General features: G+C 46.0%; 21 protein-coding genes. 1 reads left to right on the top strand and 20 read right to left on the bottom strand.

Annotated elements, in window-relative coordinates; all coding sequences use genetic code 11:
- Positions 1 to 4: 4 nt before the first annotated feature.
- Both LRM41_RS02140 and LRM41_RS02135 read right to left on the bottom strand, forming a co-directional pair.
- A complete protein-coding gene (locus LRM41_RS02140) occupies positions 5 to 1,165 on the bottom strand; it encodes a hypothetical protein (RefSeq protein WP_243819258.1) in 1,161 nt (386 codons plus the stop codon).
- 273 nt (positions 1,166 to 1,438) lie between these two features.
- Positions 1,439 to 2,161: a CAP domain-containing protein gene (locus LRM41_RS02135; RefSeq protein WP_243819257.1), complete on the bottom strand. Its 723-nt coding sequence runs from the start codon at positions 2,159 to 2,161 to the stop codon at positions 1,439 to 1,441.
- A 36-nt stretch (positions 2,162 to 2,197) separates the two neighbouring features.
- Between LRM41_RS02135 and LRM41_RS02130 the strand changes: the two genes are divergently transcribed.
- Positions 2,198 to 2,455 carry a hypothetical protein gene (locus tag LRM41_RS02130; RefSeq protein ID WP_243819256.1) on the top strand — a complete coding sequence of 86 codons (258 nt, stop codon included), beginning with the start codon at positions 2,198 to 2,200 and terminating at the stop codon, positions 2,453 to 2,455.
- 128 nt (positions 2,456 to 2,583) lie between these two features.
- Here LRM41_RS02130 and LRM41_RS02125 read toward each other — a convergent pair whose 3' ends face one another.
- The 18 genes from LRM41_RS02125 to LRM41_RS02040 form a co-directional block, all read right to left on the bottom strand.
- Positions 2,584 to 3,000 carry a hypothetical protein gene (locus LRM41_RS02125; RefSeq protein ID WP_243819255.1) on the bottom strand — a complete coding sequence of 139 codons (417 nt, stop codon included), beginning with the start codon at positions 2,998 to 3,000 and terminating at the stop codon, positions 2,584 to 2,586.
- Positions 3,001 to 3,053: 53 nt separating this feature from the next.
- A complete protein-coding gene (locus tag LRM41_RS02120; RefSeq protein ID WP_243819254.1) occupies positions 3,054 to 3,971 on the bottom strand; it encodes a N4-gp56 family major capsid protein in 918 nt (305 codons plus the stop codon).
- A 40-nt stretch (positions 3,972 to 4,011) separates the two neighbouring features.
- Complete coding sequence (locus LRM41_RS02115; protein WP_243819253.1) at positions 4,012 to 4,893, bottom strand: hypothetical protein; 882 nt, start codon at positions 4,891 to 4,893, stop codon at positions 4,012 to 4,014.
- 112 nt (positions 4,894 to 5,005) lie between these two features.
- Positions 5,006 to 5,257 carry a hypothetical protein gene (locus LRM41_RS02110; RefSeq protein WP_243819252.1) on the bottom strand — a complete coding sequence of 84 codons (252 nt, stop codon included), beginning with the start codon at positions 5,255 to 5,257 and terminating at the stop codon, positions 5,006 to 5,008.
- Positions 5,241 to 5,594, bottom strand: a complete 354-nt coding sequence (locus LRM41_RS02105; protein WP_243819251.1) for a hypothetical protein — start codon at positions 5,592 to 5,594, stop codon at positions 5,241 to 5,243. Before LRM41_RS02105 ends, LRM41_RS02110 begins: the two co-directional genes overlap by 17 nt.
- Position 5,595: 1 nt before the next feature.
- Positions 5,596 to 7,473 carry a hypothetical protein gene (locus LRM41_RS02100; protein WP_243819250.1) on the bottom strand — a complete coding sequence of 626 codons (1,878 nt, stop codon included), beginning with the start codon at positions 7,471 to 7,473 and terminating at the stop codon, positions 5,596 to 5,598.
- Positions 7,474 to 7,604: 131 nt separating this feature from the next.
- Positions 7,605 to 8,489 carry a KilA-N domain-containing protein gene (locus LRM41_RS02095; protein ID WP_243819249.1) on the bottom strand — a complete coding sequence of 295 codons (885 nt, stop codon included), beginning with the start codon at positions 8,487 to 8,489 and terminating at the stop codon, positions 7,605 to 7,607.
- A gap of 36 nt (positions 8,490 to 8,525) precedes the next feature.
- On the bottom strand, positions 8,526 to 8,864 hold the full coding sequence (locus LRM41_RS02090) for a hypothetical protein (RefSeq protein WP_243819248.1): 339 nt from the start codon (positions 8,862 to 8,864) through the stop codon (positions 8,526 to 8,528).
- Positions 8,865 to 9,268: 404 nt separating this feature from the next.
- Positions 9,269 to 9,766 (bottom strand): TRM11 family methyltransferase, encoded by a 498-nt coding sequence (locus LRM41_RS02085; protein ID WP_243819247.1) that lies wholly within the window; start codon positions 9,764 to 9,766, stop codon positions 9,269 to 9,271.
- Positions 9,763 to 10,161: a YopX family protein gene (locus LRM41_RS02080; protein WP_243819246.1), complete on the bottom strand. Its 399-nt coding sequence runs from the start codon at positions 10,159 to 10,161 to the stop codon at positions 9,763 to 9,765. Before LRM41_RS02080 ends, LRM41_RS02085 begins: the two co-directional genes overlap by 4 nt.
- A gap of 221 nt (positions 10,162 to 10,382) precedes the next feature.
- The gene (locus LRM41_RS02075; protein ID WP_243819245.1) at positions 10,383 to 10,820 is read right to left on the bottom strand and encodes a hypothetical protein; all 438 of its coding nucleotides are present in this window, start codon (positions 10,818 to 10,820) and stop codon (positions 10,383 to 10,385) included.
- A gap of 135 nt (positions 10,821 to 10,955) precedes the next feature.
- Positions 10,956 to 11,120, bottom strand: coding sequence for a hypothetical protein (locus tag LRM41_RS02070; protein WP_243819244.1), 165 nt, complete (start codon positions 11,118 to 11,120; stop codon positions 10,956 to 10,958).
- An 11-nt stretch (positions 11,121 to 11,131) separates the two neighbouring features.
- Positions 11,132 to 11,563, bottom strand: coding sequence for a hypothetical protein (locus LRM41_RS02065; RefSeq protein ID WP_243819243.1), 432 nt, complete (start codon positions 11,561 to 11,563; stop codon positions 11,132 to 11,134).
- A 15-nt stretch (positions 11,564 to 11,578) separates the two neighbouring features.
- On the bottom strand, positions 11,579 to 12,028 hold the full coding sequence (locus LRM41_RS02060; RefSeq protein ID WP_243819242.1) for a hypothetical protein: 450 nt from the start codon (positions 12,026 to 12,028) through the stop codon (positions 11,579 to 11,581).
- On the bottom strand, positions 12,029 to 12,616 hold the full coding sequence (locus LRM41_RS02055; RefSeq protein ID WP_243819241.1) for a hypothetical protein: 588 nt from the start codon (positions 12,614 to 12,616) through the stop codon (positions 12,029 to 12,031). It abuts the gene before it with no gap.
- A gap of 11 nt (positions 12,617 to 12,627) precedes the next feature.
- Positions 12,628 to 12,783 carry a hypothetical protein gene (locus LRM41_RS02050; protein ID WP_243819240.1) on the bottom strand — a complete coding sequence of 52 codons (156 nt, stop codon included), beginning with the start codon at positions 12,781 to 12,783 and terminating at the stop codon, positions 12,628 to 12,630.
- A gap of 11 nt (positions 12,784 to 12,794) precedes the next feature.
- A complete protein-coding gene (locus LRM41_RS02045; protein ID WP_243819239.1) occupies positions 12,795 to 13,760 on the bottom strand; it encodes a Kiwa anti-phage protein KwaB-like domain-containing protein in 966 nt (321 codons plus the stop codon).
- A 391-nt stretch (positions 13,761 to 14,151) separates the two neighbouring features.
- A complete protein-coding gene (locus LRM41_RS02040) occupies positions 14,152 to 14,475 on the bottom strand; it encodes a hypothetical protein (protein WP_243819238.1) in 324 nt (107 codons plus the stop codon).
- Positions 14,476 to 14,487: the final 12 nt, after the last annotated feature.

Here is a 14,487-nt window from a genome sequence, read left to right as displayed (position 1 = left end):
GCTATTAGAATTGGACGTCGTCTGCGGAACGCCGTGGACGCATAAAGTAGCTGTCGTCATCGTCAGAGCGTCGGCCAAGAACTGATTCTGTTGCTTGTCCTGCGCTCAGGCTAGGCGAATTAATATTCGAGCTATCTACTGTGCCTTGAGTGATATTTTTCGCCTGGTATGCTGGAACGCTCGCCAGTGACGCTTGCGGAGCAGTGATATTTTGGTAGGTCTGTACGATTTGACCTAGCCGTCCGTTGATAGCTCTATCGACGTCCTGAATTTGAGCTGTCGATATTGCACCCGCTTGAGCGAGGGCTTGGGCGCGCTGGTTGTCGTTCATGTTCATCTTGTTGAGGATTTCGTTGCGCTGCTCGTTGAAGGTGTCGTGGATTTCTTGGTACTTGCTCTGGCGGAAGTCATTCAGCTTGCGTACTTCGTCTTCCAGCTTCCTCTGTACTTGCTGACGGTTGACTTCAATGTCAGTCTTCTGCTCGTTCAGATCGTCTAACATCTTGCCTTGTTCGCTGTTTTGCAGGTCGGCTACGCCAACACCCAGCATACCGATGGCGCTTGAGTTGCCGCCGCCCAGCATACCGATGTTGTTTGATTCGCCCTGCAGAGTATTGCGGACCATCTCACCCAGCGACTGCTTACCGCGGGCATAACTTTTTTCCAGCTTTTGGTCTTGACGGTCGAGGTTTTGAAAGGCGCTGTCGCGTTCGCCCTTCAATGAGTTGATGGATGTATCTACCTGCCTGTCAACGGCCGCTCGTGCTGCGTTGCGTCGCGGATCGATGGAGCTCAGCATATCGTTGTAGTAGCGGTTATTTTGCGCCCACTGCTTGTCGATGGCTTGGCGCTGTACTGCTGACATGCCGCCTCCGCCGCCGCTACCGCCTCTGCTATAGCCCCAGCCGCCAATGCCATTCTGCTGTTGAGGCTGTTGCTGATTTCGCTTGGCGTCCCAAGCTTGAAATTGTCGATGCAGACCGTCTACATACTGCTGAACCTTGCCGGACTGTCCTTTGTCGTAACTGATCATTCTTGTGTCGGCGCCGTTGTTATTGACCTTGTTCCAGTCAATCCTGCCGTCGTTGCCGGTGTAGGCGAGCGTGTACGGATCGTGTACCGCCAGCCACCCGCGGAAGTCTGGGTTTCCTTGATATTCTGCCATAAAAATAGCCCTTTCTTGCGCTTCGCAAAAGGGCTGTTGTTTCGCTTGGACTGTCCAGTTGCGAAGACACACTTAATACAAGTTTGTCTTTCGCCTCTGGAGTCCTGATGTCCGCCGTACGACCGGTCGTCCAAAGCCGTTGCCGAGCTTGCGGCTCACGGAGCGGTGCTTCTCGTAGTCTACTACAGGAAATACCGCATGCTTATTTATAAGGTATCATGCGTTTTTTCAAATCATCAATATTTTGGCAAATTTTGTGAAAGTTTTTCGATTCTAGTTTGTCGGACTGTAGAAATGCTCAATGAAGAACCAATGTCCATTATCGCCCAAAGTTTCGTCAGTAGTGCATTTACCAAAGCCAGTTAGTGTATATCGGGAGTCGAGGATAGCCTTAGCGTGCGGCTCGCTTTTCATCCAGCCCTCAAAAACAGTCTTGTCTGTGATGTAGCCAGAGCGTCCTTCTTCCTTTGATCCCGTATCCAAAGATAGGTTTTCGCTATGGAAGCCAGTTGTAAATCCAGTATTTCTCAGGGCTATCTCCCAGCCATGCTCGCCAGTCTTTGGATTGTCATGTCCGTAATAACTATTGGCGACCATATCGCTGCATTTCTCTTGTGCCGACTTATTCAAAGCTGGATTTAGCTGTAGGGGGGCAACGCCATGCTCGGCGCGTATCTTGTTCACTTCAGCCAGCATTGTCTCTGGCGTGATGTCGTAGACAGTGTGCTTGCTATGCGAAGCAGACTTATTCTGGCTCTGATTTTTGACTGGAGTTCGTCCTTGTAAGTCTCTCAGCTCCTGTATCTTATAGTCCAGGGTAGCTTCGGCATTTTTCCTGTCAGCTTCTAGCTTGTTGTGGTATAGAATAGGGTATGCTGTGTGACAGAATAAAAAACCGAGAAAAAAACAGATGACACCAACGATAGCTACGTCTATGAGACACTTTTTTCTGGTGACCATCGTGTCATTTTTTTCTGCTTTACCACCTTTTTTCATGGCGTCATTATAGCAAATATGGTATGATTTGTCCATATGATGAAGAAGTTGTTTCGCAATGCGAAAGAGTACTCTGGGGCACTTTTTATGTCTGCTTGCGCGATTATTTTTCCGATAGGAAACAATAATATAAACTGGGGTACTGCGGTTATTATTGTAATTATAGCTATCTGCGCAACTGTAGTGCTTCATATTCTTGATGATACAGAAGCAATATTTAGGAGCGACCTGCATATGTGGTTAATTGCTATATGGCTGTCCACTGGCGTCATAATAGGAAAATGTCTGCCATGACAAAGACACCCTTGCGAGTTGGGGTGTCTTTGAGTTCTCCGTAGCGTCCAGTAGATTGCGTGTCATACCTGCGCTATCAGTGGAGGTTTTATGTTTTGTGTGTATTTTTTGGTTTGTCTTAGTTTTTGTTAAACCTTCAGCTCGGCTGCTGGGGTGGAGACCTGGTTGTTTGCACGGAGCAGATCTGCTTCGTACTCCAGGTTAGTCTCTTCAATACGGTACAGCTCATCGGCAATTTCTTTCGGTACCGTCAGGTCTTTGCCTGCTGGATAGCCCTTGCCGTTAATCATCACCGTACGCCGCAATTTGACGTGGACATACACTGGTTTTGTGTCTGGCTCGTACTGTGCGACTTTTGGATCCGACTGCTCAAGCACTGGCTCCGCTGGAGCTTCTGGCTCTGGTTGCGATACTGGCGCTGGCGAGACTGTCGGTGTTGTGTCCGGTGCTGCTTGCACGGCATACTCAGCCTGCGGCGTGCGGGGCTGGGGAGTCGGCACATTGGTCATAGTAGGACCTAGAGTATTTGGTGCGTTACCTTCCATGATTATCCTTCCATGGCGTGGGCGGCGGCTTGTATACCTACCGCCCGGTTAATTTAGTATAGTGAGCCGGATTCCAAACGACACATAAAGTTGTTGTTTAGAATGGCAGCCTTGGCGGCAAACTTCCAACCAAGCGTCATCTTCTGATGAAGTGGGTCGGACACGCCGCCTGGACCTTCCTTGTACACCTTCAGGTGCTGCAGGTCGGTGTTGCCGTAGGCGTCTTCGCCAAAGAGCAAGCTAATGTGCACCTTCGCGTTTGATGCACCCTTGTCGGTGATTAGGTTATTACTTCGAACAACCGTTACACCAGCAAACGAGACTAATTCGCCCTTGTATAGCTCGTTGGATTTCTCCTTCGATGCTTGGCGGTAAACCGTCTGGCGGAACGCCTCGTCATCCATCAAGTCTTGCTCGACGGCTGGATCGACAACTAGGACATAGTTGCCGTCCTTAAAGGTTGGTGCGCCTGCGGTGCGCAAGCGGGAAACCTCTTTGCGAACATCTGCCCAGGTCAGCTTGTCTGCGTCAGCCAGCAAGTTGCGTGCGGTCTTTGAATTGGCGTAGCGTACAGCAGTACCGGCGATGATGACCTTGTTGATAGCACGGTCATAACTCTTCGATGACTGCTCGCTGAGCTTCTTCAGAGCGTTTTGAACAGATGAGTGTTTTGGTGTTAATTTTGCGAGGTCAGTAAGCGTCACAAAGTCGCCATACTGGTCAACAACCGCATTGATAGCAGAAGTTGTCAGCTGGCTGCCGGCTGGGGCTTGCCCTTCCGTCAGAGGGTTAGTAACGATATCCAAGTCCGAGTAACGGGTAAATTGGATAGTCTTGCTTGATGCCTCTGGCAATGTTTCTTTGTGACCGAACTGGTCAAGCACAGTCTGAAACTCCGCTCCGCGAAGGACTTTCTTCGCAAAATAGGTTTGCAGATCGTGCTGAAGCTGCGCAGTAGTAGTGTCAGTCATGTTAAACAGCCCTTTCTGTAACCACTACCACCCAAATGGATTACGATAAACTAATGTTTCCGATCCTTGCCTCTAGTTCCTCTATGGAATCTCCGCCGCCACCTGAGCCTGCTGCCGACGAAAACATGCCAGAGCTTTGTCCGTTCAGGTTCTGTAGGTTTTGCTGGGCACGCTCGCGCTCGGCTTGCGCTACAGACATGATAGGCTCTAAGTACTCATCGGCTAGCTTCCGAATCGATAGCTTCTTAAGAGCTCCGACGTTCCTTGCTAAAATGTGCGGCTCAATACGTCCTCGGACATAGCTGTCAACCGCCTTAGCTAAGGTTTCGTTGTAGCAGTTCGGATCCGTTGGGTCTAACGAAGCATTGTTTGGGTCAAGCATAGGATATGCTTTTAGTATTTCTGCCTCTTCGCGATCAAAGCGCGACGCCACCTGTTCACCGTCCAAGCGTTCCTGCATTGCCTCTACTGCAGTATTGGCAGCTTGCTGGGCTTGTTTTTGGTTATAATCCATGATGTCGCTGGCGCTGTAATTGCCATCTTCATCAGGAGTAGGGGGCTTAAGCTGGTCTTGCTGGTTTTTTCGTGCCATCTCCTGCTTAAGAGACTCGATATACTCGTCCTTCTCGTGCAATTGGCTGGTCAATGCAGCGAAACGCTGATTGAGGCGCGATTGCTTGTCTGGACGCCCGTTTTGTGTATCTGTACCGACTTCTGCTTCAGCTTTGGAATCACCATTGGACTGCTGTTGACCGTCGCCATCAGCACCCTCCGCACCAGTCGCTGTTGTTTCGTTCGTAGTTTGATTCTCACCAGCCGGCGTCTCCGGTGTGGCGGTTGCTTCTCCGCCGTCTGTTAGCGCCATATTTTCTACCGCCTCGACCTGTTCGGCCGATAGTCCGGTATCGCTAGAAGTAGACATGCTACATCCTTTCGTTTAATTTAGCCAAGACACTTACGCAGTCCGCGGCGGGAGATACGCTCCGTTTCCGGCTAGTAGGGTGGTAAAAGACCAGCCGGAAACGCAACCTACCTCAGAACCTCTTCTCAACGATAGGCATTCCTTTCTTGTCAGTTTTGCCAGTGTAGAAAGTCCCCGGCGGCAAAAATATACCGTGTTCGTTCTGGCAACTTATACACCTTAGGTTTGTGCCGTTTTGCCGCCATTCACTGTCTGGTTTGTGCTGCGGCGCGATACTACTCATGTCCAGTTCGGCATAATGCGGTTTTTCGACTAGCTCTGACTCCGTGTTTGACGTCTCATACGGGTTAGGATTGCTGTTCATCTTCAGCCTCCTTGGTTATTACTTCGACGGCTAATACCGCACCCTCAATTCTCTCTATATACTTCTCGATCCACTGTGCCATTAGTAGCCTAGACCGCACCTCTTTACCAACTTTTTCATCAGAATCATTAGGACCAAACTCTAGGTCTCTGTGGAGCCTCAGATTTAACGCGTCCTGCTTCATCTGCTCCTTGATGCGCGGCCAACCTGGGATTGAAGCAATATCGGCTACCTCAGCACGCTGGCGGGCTTCTGCTACTTTTGCCTCTAGGCTTAGCTCCTCAGCCACTGGTGTAAGTGGCAGGGAATTGATATCGCTATCTAAAATGTTCTCCATGTTATGCCGCCTCCATCGGCTGAAGTTGTTGGACTTCTTGGGACTGCTGCATACCCCGTAGCGCTTGCGACTGCTCCTCGGACTGACCTTGAAGCTGCTGCTGAAGCGCACTCATCATCTGAGGGTCATTGAGCATATCTGGGGTAAACGGCTTCGTCTTGTCGTTTTCCTGAGTGTACGGGTCAAAGATTTTATCTTTGTTTTTGATGCCACTAGCTGCGATAAGCTGGTCGAGTAGCTCTGTCCTGTTGACCTTGCGTCCATCTTCTTGCGCACCGTCCATTAGCCACGCACCAGCCTGAGATGACAGTAGCTCAACGAGATTGTAGACGCGCTCATACTCATCTTTCTGGTCATTGGCGGCAGTCGTGCCAGCATCTATTCGATACATCCACTTACCGGACAGCTTGGTATGGTCAATTTTCATTTCGGCTGTGCCGTGGGCGTTGATGTACTCAACCATACCGTTTTCGCCAGTCTCTGGGTCAGTACCTATTCGGTAACCCTTGGCTGAATCGAAGATGTCTAGCAGATCCTTGTGTCCAGATTTGATGATATCCAGGATTTCGTCGTCAAAGACATGAAACTTTATCGGAACAGATTGTTTGGTGCCAATTAGGTTTATCATGCCATCGACCAGCTCTTCATAAGCCTCCTCAAACATGTTTCTATCCCACTGATCGCGGGCGTTTTCGCGCTTTTCAAGTTTGCTCAAGGCTTCTGGTGTTCGACCAAAGCCCGGCAGACCGTCGCTTGCGGATATCGTGGTGTCAGTCGTACCGTTTTGATTGAGCAACGCACCCTTCAGGAACTGATAGGTCGCTTGGAACTCATTTGATGGGCTAGCGCCTGGATTGACGAAGCCAAAGTCAGATTGTCCATTAGCAGTACGGATTTTGCCACCTGGCTCATAACGCATTAGAGATGGGTCAACAGCATCACCCTTATACCACATTGGCGGGAATATCTTGAACTTGGAGAAGTCGAGATTTAGGTTTACGGACGTGTCGATTGCTCGCTGTAATGAAGCGCCACGCTCAACATCGCCCATACCCCAAAGAGAGTCAATAAGCGGGATAGCATATTTGAACACGACAGGAATACGTCCAGATTCGTGCGGGTTCTTAATGTTTCGAACGACAATATTCTCAAAGTCTGGCGCGAACGTAATCCAGCGCCCATTCTTGCCACGCTCATATCGAGTAACCAGAGTAATTTGCCCTTGGTGTAGGGTCGCCGCCTCGCCGCGCTCCTGTTGCAGGTTAGTAGCCGTTTCCTTGGCGTCTGATGGCTGATGCTTCTCGGTTACTTTATCGAGGATAGTCTGGACAGAGGCTCTATTCCAGTCCTTAAACTTCATACGGCTTTGCAGATAGCGTTTGCTATGGTAGGTAACGATATAGACGGCGTCGCAATCATTCAAACTAGTATTGCCAACCTGCGGAAAACACTCCGTTGGATTTATCACTCTAAAATCAGGACCGACATAATCCTCGTCAACTCGGTAATCGTACTGAACTGGCATAGCACCGTAGATAAGGGAGTAGTAATCCCACATACGGAGCTTCGTCATGAATGACCACTGGCTTTTAGCGTTAGGAATAACATATTTAGTCCATACTAAATCCATCAGCATTGCTTTACCTTGGTCGCGCCTGCTTAGCGAACGGATACGTCCGGTCGGTAACTGTGCCACCACACGGGAGGATCGTTCTAATATCAGAGAACTCAAGCTACCTTCGCGAACACGAGACTTAAAACCTTTTTCAGTAGACAGCTTGGCATAGGCAATATCGAGTAAGACACGCCATGTCTCGTGCGTGTGGATCATATTTGTCCTTGCTTCTTGATAGTCTTTACCTAAATCGCTTGCTTTCATAATTTATTTTCCAAAATAAAAAGGCCCCCAGATTTCTCTGTGAGCCTCCTGCGGCATTACCGCTCGTGGCTATTACATATTCACCATATCACGAGTTTTTCAGATTCTCCAACATTTTTTCTATTTTTTTATTAATTTTTACGACTCTCATCTAATTCACTGCGCGATGCAAGGTGATATGTTTCATTAGTCAGTTTTTTGATTGATTTAATTGGATCTACTCTGTGGAGAGATTCTCTTTGTATTTTTGCAATATTCGCCAGGCGCTCGTAACGAATCTCCTTACTTAAACCATCGCGAATAAACTGCGCATTATGAGTCTCGAGGTTTGATAGTATGATCAGCTCGTTTATACTAGCTACGTCTCTAATGTTTCTGCCTTGCCTCGCCTCGGTAGGGTTAGCCTTACGCCATTCTTTAGCTGTCATGCCGAATAATGCAAGATTTAGCAAGTCAGCCTCTCCTGCATAAGTAAAACTTTTATTCCATATCGGAGTTGTCGGTATAACTTTATCTTTGATCGCATCGGTATGTATCGTGTAGTTGGTTTTTGAAAGTATGCGCTGCACATTCCACTCTAAATTATATTGATTGCTCTCGATCTCAACGAGTCGCTGATATTCCTTAATAAGATATAGCTTGAATGCGGCACTGATCCAAGTGCCAAACTCAAAGGCGATATCTTTGTGTGCGTAGGTACCACCGTAGCGTCCACTCTTTGATATTATTCCTATTGCATTCGTGGCGTTAACCCATTTTTGAGGGGACAGAACGAATGAGTTTAAACCTGCTTGTCTTTTAAACCCGTCGAATTCGACGGGTTTAAAATTTGGATTATTAAATTGCTCCCACAAACCAAGAAATTCAACAGTCTCCCTATTTCTCATCCAGTTCCTGATATGATCATCACCCTCGATGTTCTTGACCATATCTGTCAGCGATATATAGTCGGCTCCGTCAATGTTCATAACTGCTATGGTCTGGTTGTCAATAGTAAGTTTACGCTTTAATATCATGGTTCAATAATACTATTATAGGAAGGAAATTGCCAGTTATTCGGACGCTATTTTCTCAAGTATAGTCCGCGCCTTAAAATACAGCTCATATTTTGCCTCATCTGGCGCGTTAGACAGGTCGATTAGCAAATCCATGCCGCACAGTTCGCCAATTTTTGGCGTGGAGCTTTTGCTTTTGGAGCTGCTTAATTTAGCAATCGTAGTATTGTCTAGTTTGCTCGCTAAATCTAAAGTTGCAGTGATTCGGGTGACCTCTTCTGGAGTAGGGAGGTCTGTTACAGTTTTCTTCATTTCAATTTCCTTTCTTATTCGTTTATCGGTTTCTGGATTGTACACTACGCTCGCAGAATTTAAATCGTTGGCAATATCACTCATTCCAAAAATTTGGGCATGACGATTTCGAAGGGAGTTTATAGAGAGCAGTCTTTTACGTGCAACTCTATAAATATCTTTTACACGTCCACTGCAATAGTGACTATAACCATAGTAGCGGTCGTATTTTATCCGCTTACGGCACTTGTTGCACTGGATGGATGGTTTTAGTTCACTTTTCGTCATTTCTCTTGCTCATTTTTTCCGTTAGGTAAACGATTTTTGCGCTACATAACAATATTTTATTCTCGTAGTGGAGTATCTGCTGCACAAATGGCCGAGACCTGTGGTAGCTCCGGATTCCCTTGGCACAGGCACGGTTGTAAGCATCTCTTGCACAATCAAGCCAAACTCCATTTCGTTTAATTCGCCACTTCAGCCACTTGATTCTTTTTTGATGTATAAAACTAGATATTCTCATCATCCACTCCTTTCACAAAAAACAACCACCGCGTCATTCCAGATTTGTCACCGAAAGCTGGTTTTTGAGGTAATATCTTTAGTAACTCAGTGGTTTTAATATCGCGCTCGCTCCACTTCATAGCGACGACACAGCCAGGTTTTACGACGCGTAGACATTCGCTCAAGCCTTTACTCAGCGTTTCACGCCAAGTATCTTTTTCGAGCTTGCCATATTTCTTGGCGAGCCAGCTATTCTTGCCGCAGTTGATGAGGTGGGGCGGATCGAAAACGACGAAATTAAAGCACTCATCAGGAAACTTCATGTCTGTAAAGTCCATAACAAAGTCTGGGTTGATTTCCAGCGTCCTAATCTTATCTCTATCTTTCATCTCGACAGTTTCGCTGCGACGATCTATATACAGAATATTTGGGTGGTCTTTTTCAAAGTAAAACATGCGGCCGCCGCAACAAGCGTCAAGTATGGTTGTTGGGGTAGTTTTCATTTCTCCTCCAAGAGTTCATGATTTTCGTGGATATTGCCGACGACCTCAATTTTCGAAAAACTGATAGATATATCAGTTAGTGATTCTGCAGTGTCCTTGATTGGGTTGTACAGCTCAAAGCCGCAATTTTTGAAAACCACGACGCCATATTGCCACTCAAAAACTTCGCGCTGATAGTTAGCGTTGCGATATTTTGCGATATCACCCTCCCGGATTTTATTTTTAGCGATATCAATAGCGCCAGTTTCCTGTTCTACGACATATTTTTTAGGATTATTCAAAATCTCGGCAAAGTTTTTAATCAGCTTGCCATCGCAAATTTTTTGAATATCATAAACATACTGCTTTGATTCAACTAGCCAGCAGCGAAAACGCTTTATCGAGCGCTTATCCATTTTTGTCATTTCCTACCTTTCTTGCGGCGCGCTTTAATCATAGCGCGAGTAAGTTTTCTTTTAGTGTGCGGTTTTTTGGCAGACGGATACGTCATCGGCTTGCCGTCGCAGTGAGAACCTCGGCAAAACTCATCGCTTATATTCCGTACTGGTTTACCGCATATTTGACATGCTGGCCACATATATTGACATCTCCTTTCTCTCTATGCAAAATTAGTGGTTTAGTTGACATTACCGCTTCCAATCATGAGATGCTCATCTTCCAAAAATCTATGATATAAACTCTTACCTGAGCTAGTGACTGTGTAGGGCAAAAATACTTGCGTTGTCGTTACCATCTTCGTTTCTATGATAGCCACTTGAGCGTCTACCCAATCTTTAGTAATGCGCCAGGCTGTACGACGTGCTTGTTCTTCAAGGCGACTTTTTGGTACAGCACGCTGGCGCTCTAACACTTGAGCAACTGGCCGCCAGTCGGTAGGCAGGCTAAATGCCAATTGTTGACCATTGAGCTCCAACTGAAAGCTAAGAGCGACAACATTGCCAGTATCGTCATACTCGGTCATAATACGCTTTGCGCCAACATAGGCGAGCTTGCCTTGAATCTCGCTCAGTGTTTTTTCAACAGATGTGCTAGTTGTGTAATTTTTCAATGCCATTATAATCCTCCTTATCTACACGAAATCGTGTAGTTTAGTCGTGTTGTTATGCCAAATATATGTAAAGTACATGTATGTTGTTTACATATTTTATCCGTAGAGCGTGTTTTTTAGATAAAACGTTCTACGGGGCTACTATTTTTCCTCCTTTGCGGCATAAAATCCAAGCGTGTTAATGAAAAATAGTATTAAATAGAATATTGATCCAGTGTATTGCTTAGCTATAGCAGTAAATATCACTGAAGCTGCACCGGATATCATACCGATGATACAGATTGTCATGAGTATTTTACGTTCCATTATTGAGTCTCCTAGGAAAAGATTAATATCAAATTATCGTTTAATTTATAGGGCACGACTCTAGCATCTCTGTCGTTCCAACTAATAGCCCTTTTGGATTCTAGCCAGCCAATCAAACCGGCTATTCTGTCGCCTTCGTAGTTTCTATTTATAAGCGCACCCAATAGAACTCGTCGGTCTCTCGCGTCCCGCCATTCCTTTACTCGTGTGTTTTCGTAGAAAGATTCAAGCCTCTCCTCTCTAAGCTTATGAGTGTCGAGGATAGCTTCTATTAACACATCCAATTTTTCAACAACAACTTTAGCTAAACCATCGGGACGGTCAATATAAATCGGACGTTCTTCTAAGCCGTAATACAGGCTGCAAGCCGATTCTATGTCTTTGCTGTATAACTTATAGCTATCCTCCGTTCCCTCTATGTATATAAGTACTTCACCTTTCATATCGTGTCCTTTCTATTAGCTAATTTTTACCTCGTCTTTAATAACCGGTTTGCCCAGTTGGACACAAAGTGTCGGGTTGTTCCTTACGTCCATGTTGCACATTGGATAAGTCTCTCGACGAGTGATTTTAATGGTTTTATGAAAATATATTCGTTTTACAGAGTATTTTATGGGGAATATATCGCAAAACCACATAGGCATATAGTTGTGCTTGAAATGTTGCCACGGGCCTTTCGGGAAGTGGTACGTTTGAACATCTGATACTTCGTACGAATCCTCGCATAACTTGGTAGACAACACTTCAGAAGAGAGGGTAATTACTAAATCGTCAATGATATCACGGCGTTCTCGCAACTCCATGTTTCGCAGCATATACTTGCCAAGACGACGCTCCAGAACTACTCGAGAACTCTCCAGCAGTACACTGTGAATAGTAAACAATTCTTGTGAATTTGAATCCTTCACTTAGTTGTCCTCCACGCCAAGGTAGATTAGCCATTCTTTCTTATGATTTTTGATGGATTTTTTAATGCTGTCATATGTGTCGAAGTAAATAGCTGAAGGATATTGCAGAAAGGCAGTCGCCTCAATCAACAACTCTTTATCATTATGGTTGTAATAAGATGTCCACTTATTCTGATCGTTATTGCTCCAATCAGGCTCAAAGTTTGAATCGCGCATAAGCGTGGCGATAGCCATTTGACGTTCGAGAGCTTTCTCGGCTTCGGCTTTGGTGCGCCTTATTATGCCGAGCTTGTAGCGCTGCTCATCAACATGAGTGTCGGACCAACGCGCTCGAGTAATGCGTGCAAAATCGTCTACGAAACAATAGTCTTCGCCAAACTTCGGCTTCCAATGAATACTGTTCGTCGGCTCTTCGATTTTCTCAAACCAGTCGGCAAGGATATTTGGGAATTTCTCAAGTGTTTGTCTTGTGTAAGCCATAACGCCACCATCGCCGTCATCATAAACCAAAGCACCATATTCAGATATGTAGAATAAATCGCCCGCTTTGAAGGTTGGTAAATCTTTAAGTAATTTGTATCGTTTCATAATACCTCCCATTAAAATATTCCGCTATCTTTCTTATTTCGCTTGCGGGACTTGATGATTTTGTCTTTGTACTGTCTGACCTCGCGTTCGCGTTGCCATTCTTTGTCTTCTCGCGCCACCGCAATCTCTGTAACGACGATGAATGCGATGAGCACCACGGTTGTCATAATCCAGAACATTATTTATCCTCCTTTGGCTCAAGTTCTTTCTTATTTTTGGCGATATAAGCAGTGCCGTTGGTGCCGCGAACGAAGTTATCCTCGACAATATCTAGCAGTTTCTTAGCATCGTTAGCGTCCATGATGATGAGTTTGTCGTTGGTGGCGTCGGTCATCAGATCTACGTTGTAATCGCGAATTATCTCCTCAACAACATCGCGGGTCATATTGACAGGGTCAAGCTTAGCAAGCCGTCTGACTAGTGTGCGGTTGTCTTTACAGAGAAACTCAATGCCTTGACCAACCGTCGGCGTAGCGATAGACAGCCTCTCGTCAAGTATTTTGCCATTCTTGCGAGCTTCAGCGACTGACACTGGGTCGTGTTGAAACATCGATTCAAACTTGGACTTATTGAACACAAACATCGTATCTTCAAACACTAAAACTTGATTCGACGGATCTATCTTTAATGCACACTCTGACGGCAGCTCTTCCATACGTCCGGTTGAAATGGCGTAGGAGACAGTGCCGCCGACTAATACGCTAGCTGGGCGAATGTGCTTAAAAATGTAAAAGCTTTCGTTCGTCTCTTTGTCGGTGAATCGTGCGCAAATCGCTAGTAGCTTCTTTGCCTCGATTTGATTCAAGTCGAGTAGGTCGATGTCATTTGTATACTCCAGATATTCCATGATCGTTTCAGCAACCGGTACGTCATTTACCTTGATGGCGGGTAGGGTATTCTGACAGCCATCAGATGCCGCATAATCGACAACCCTTACGCCAGTGATACTGTCAACTTGCACTCCACTAATGATGTCGTACAAAAACAGCGCGAACAGCTGATGATTGATTGCCTCGTTATGGTCAATGCGAAATATCTCAGACGATTTGGTGATTGCAAATAGCTCAACGTCTAATTTATCCTTACGTCCGTCCGTTTTGTTTGCCCAGAGAAATACGTCTGGCAATTCTGTTTCTTTAGTCATTTTTACCTCCCTTTATTTCAGTTATCGCTCGCTGTTTACGCTTTCGGCGTTGCTTCTTTCGTAAAGCCTTCTTCGTCATAGTTTGCCGTCCGTTTTCAGTCGATGATGATTACGACACAAGTACTGCAAGTTGTTGACGTCATAGCGTAAATGTGGGTGAGAGCCGCGCCCCTTAATGTGATCAACATCTAGGTTTTTAGTCTCGGTACACCCGGCGACTGCACACACATGCCCAAATTTCATGTCGAGGTATGGCTTCGCAACCTTATCTCGGAACGCTGCCCATGCTTTTGCGTGTTTGCCGCACTGCGATATTTTCTGTCGTTTTTTGAATGGACAGAACGTCTGATAGTGTCTTGTGCTACCACATTTCTTACACAGCGCTTTAGCTTTACCTGTCGTCATCTGCTTTATCCTCGATTATCGTTGTGATGTCTGATGTTGTAGTAATCTGTTTGACTCTACCGTTAGTAAATTTAACGGCAAAAACGATATCTCCAGACTTGTCGGCTGGCAGGGTCTTGATATAGTCCACCAGATATATAACTGCTTCTGCCGTAGTTTTGAATCGGATAATCTCCGACGTTTGACCGCGTATACCCACGGTCTCGCCTTTGTGTCTCATGAGATAGAACGGACCAACTTCACCAAACGGCGTATCGCGTGCGGCTCGTTCTAGGTTAATGATGTATTGTGGTAAATCTAAGCTTTCCAAAATATACCCTCC

The organism is Candidatus Nanosynbacter sp. TM7-087, assembly GCF_022828365.1.
Taxonomy (GTDB): domain Bacteria; phylum Patescibacteriota; class Saccharimonadia; order Saccharimonadales; family Saccharimonadaceae; genus Nanosynbacter.
The sequence above is the reverse complement of the archived record's forward strand: the minus strand, read 5'-3'. Positions and strand labels throughout refer to the sequence as shown.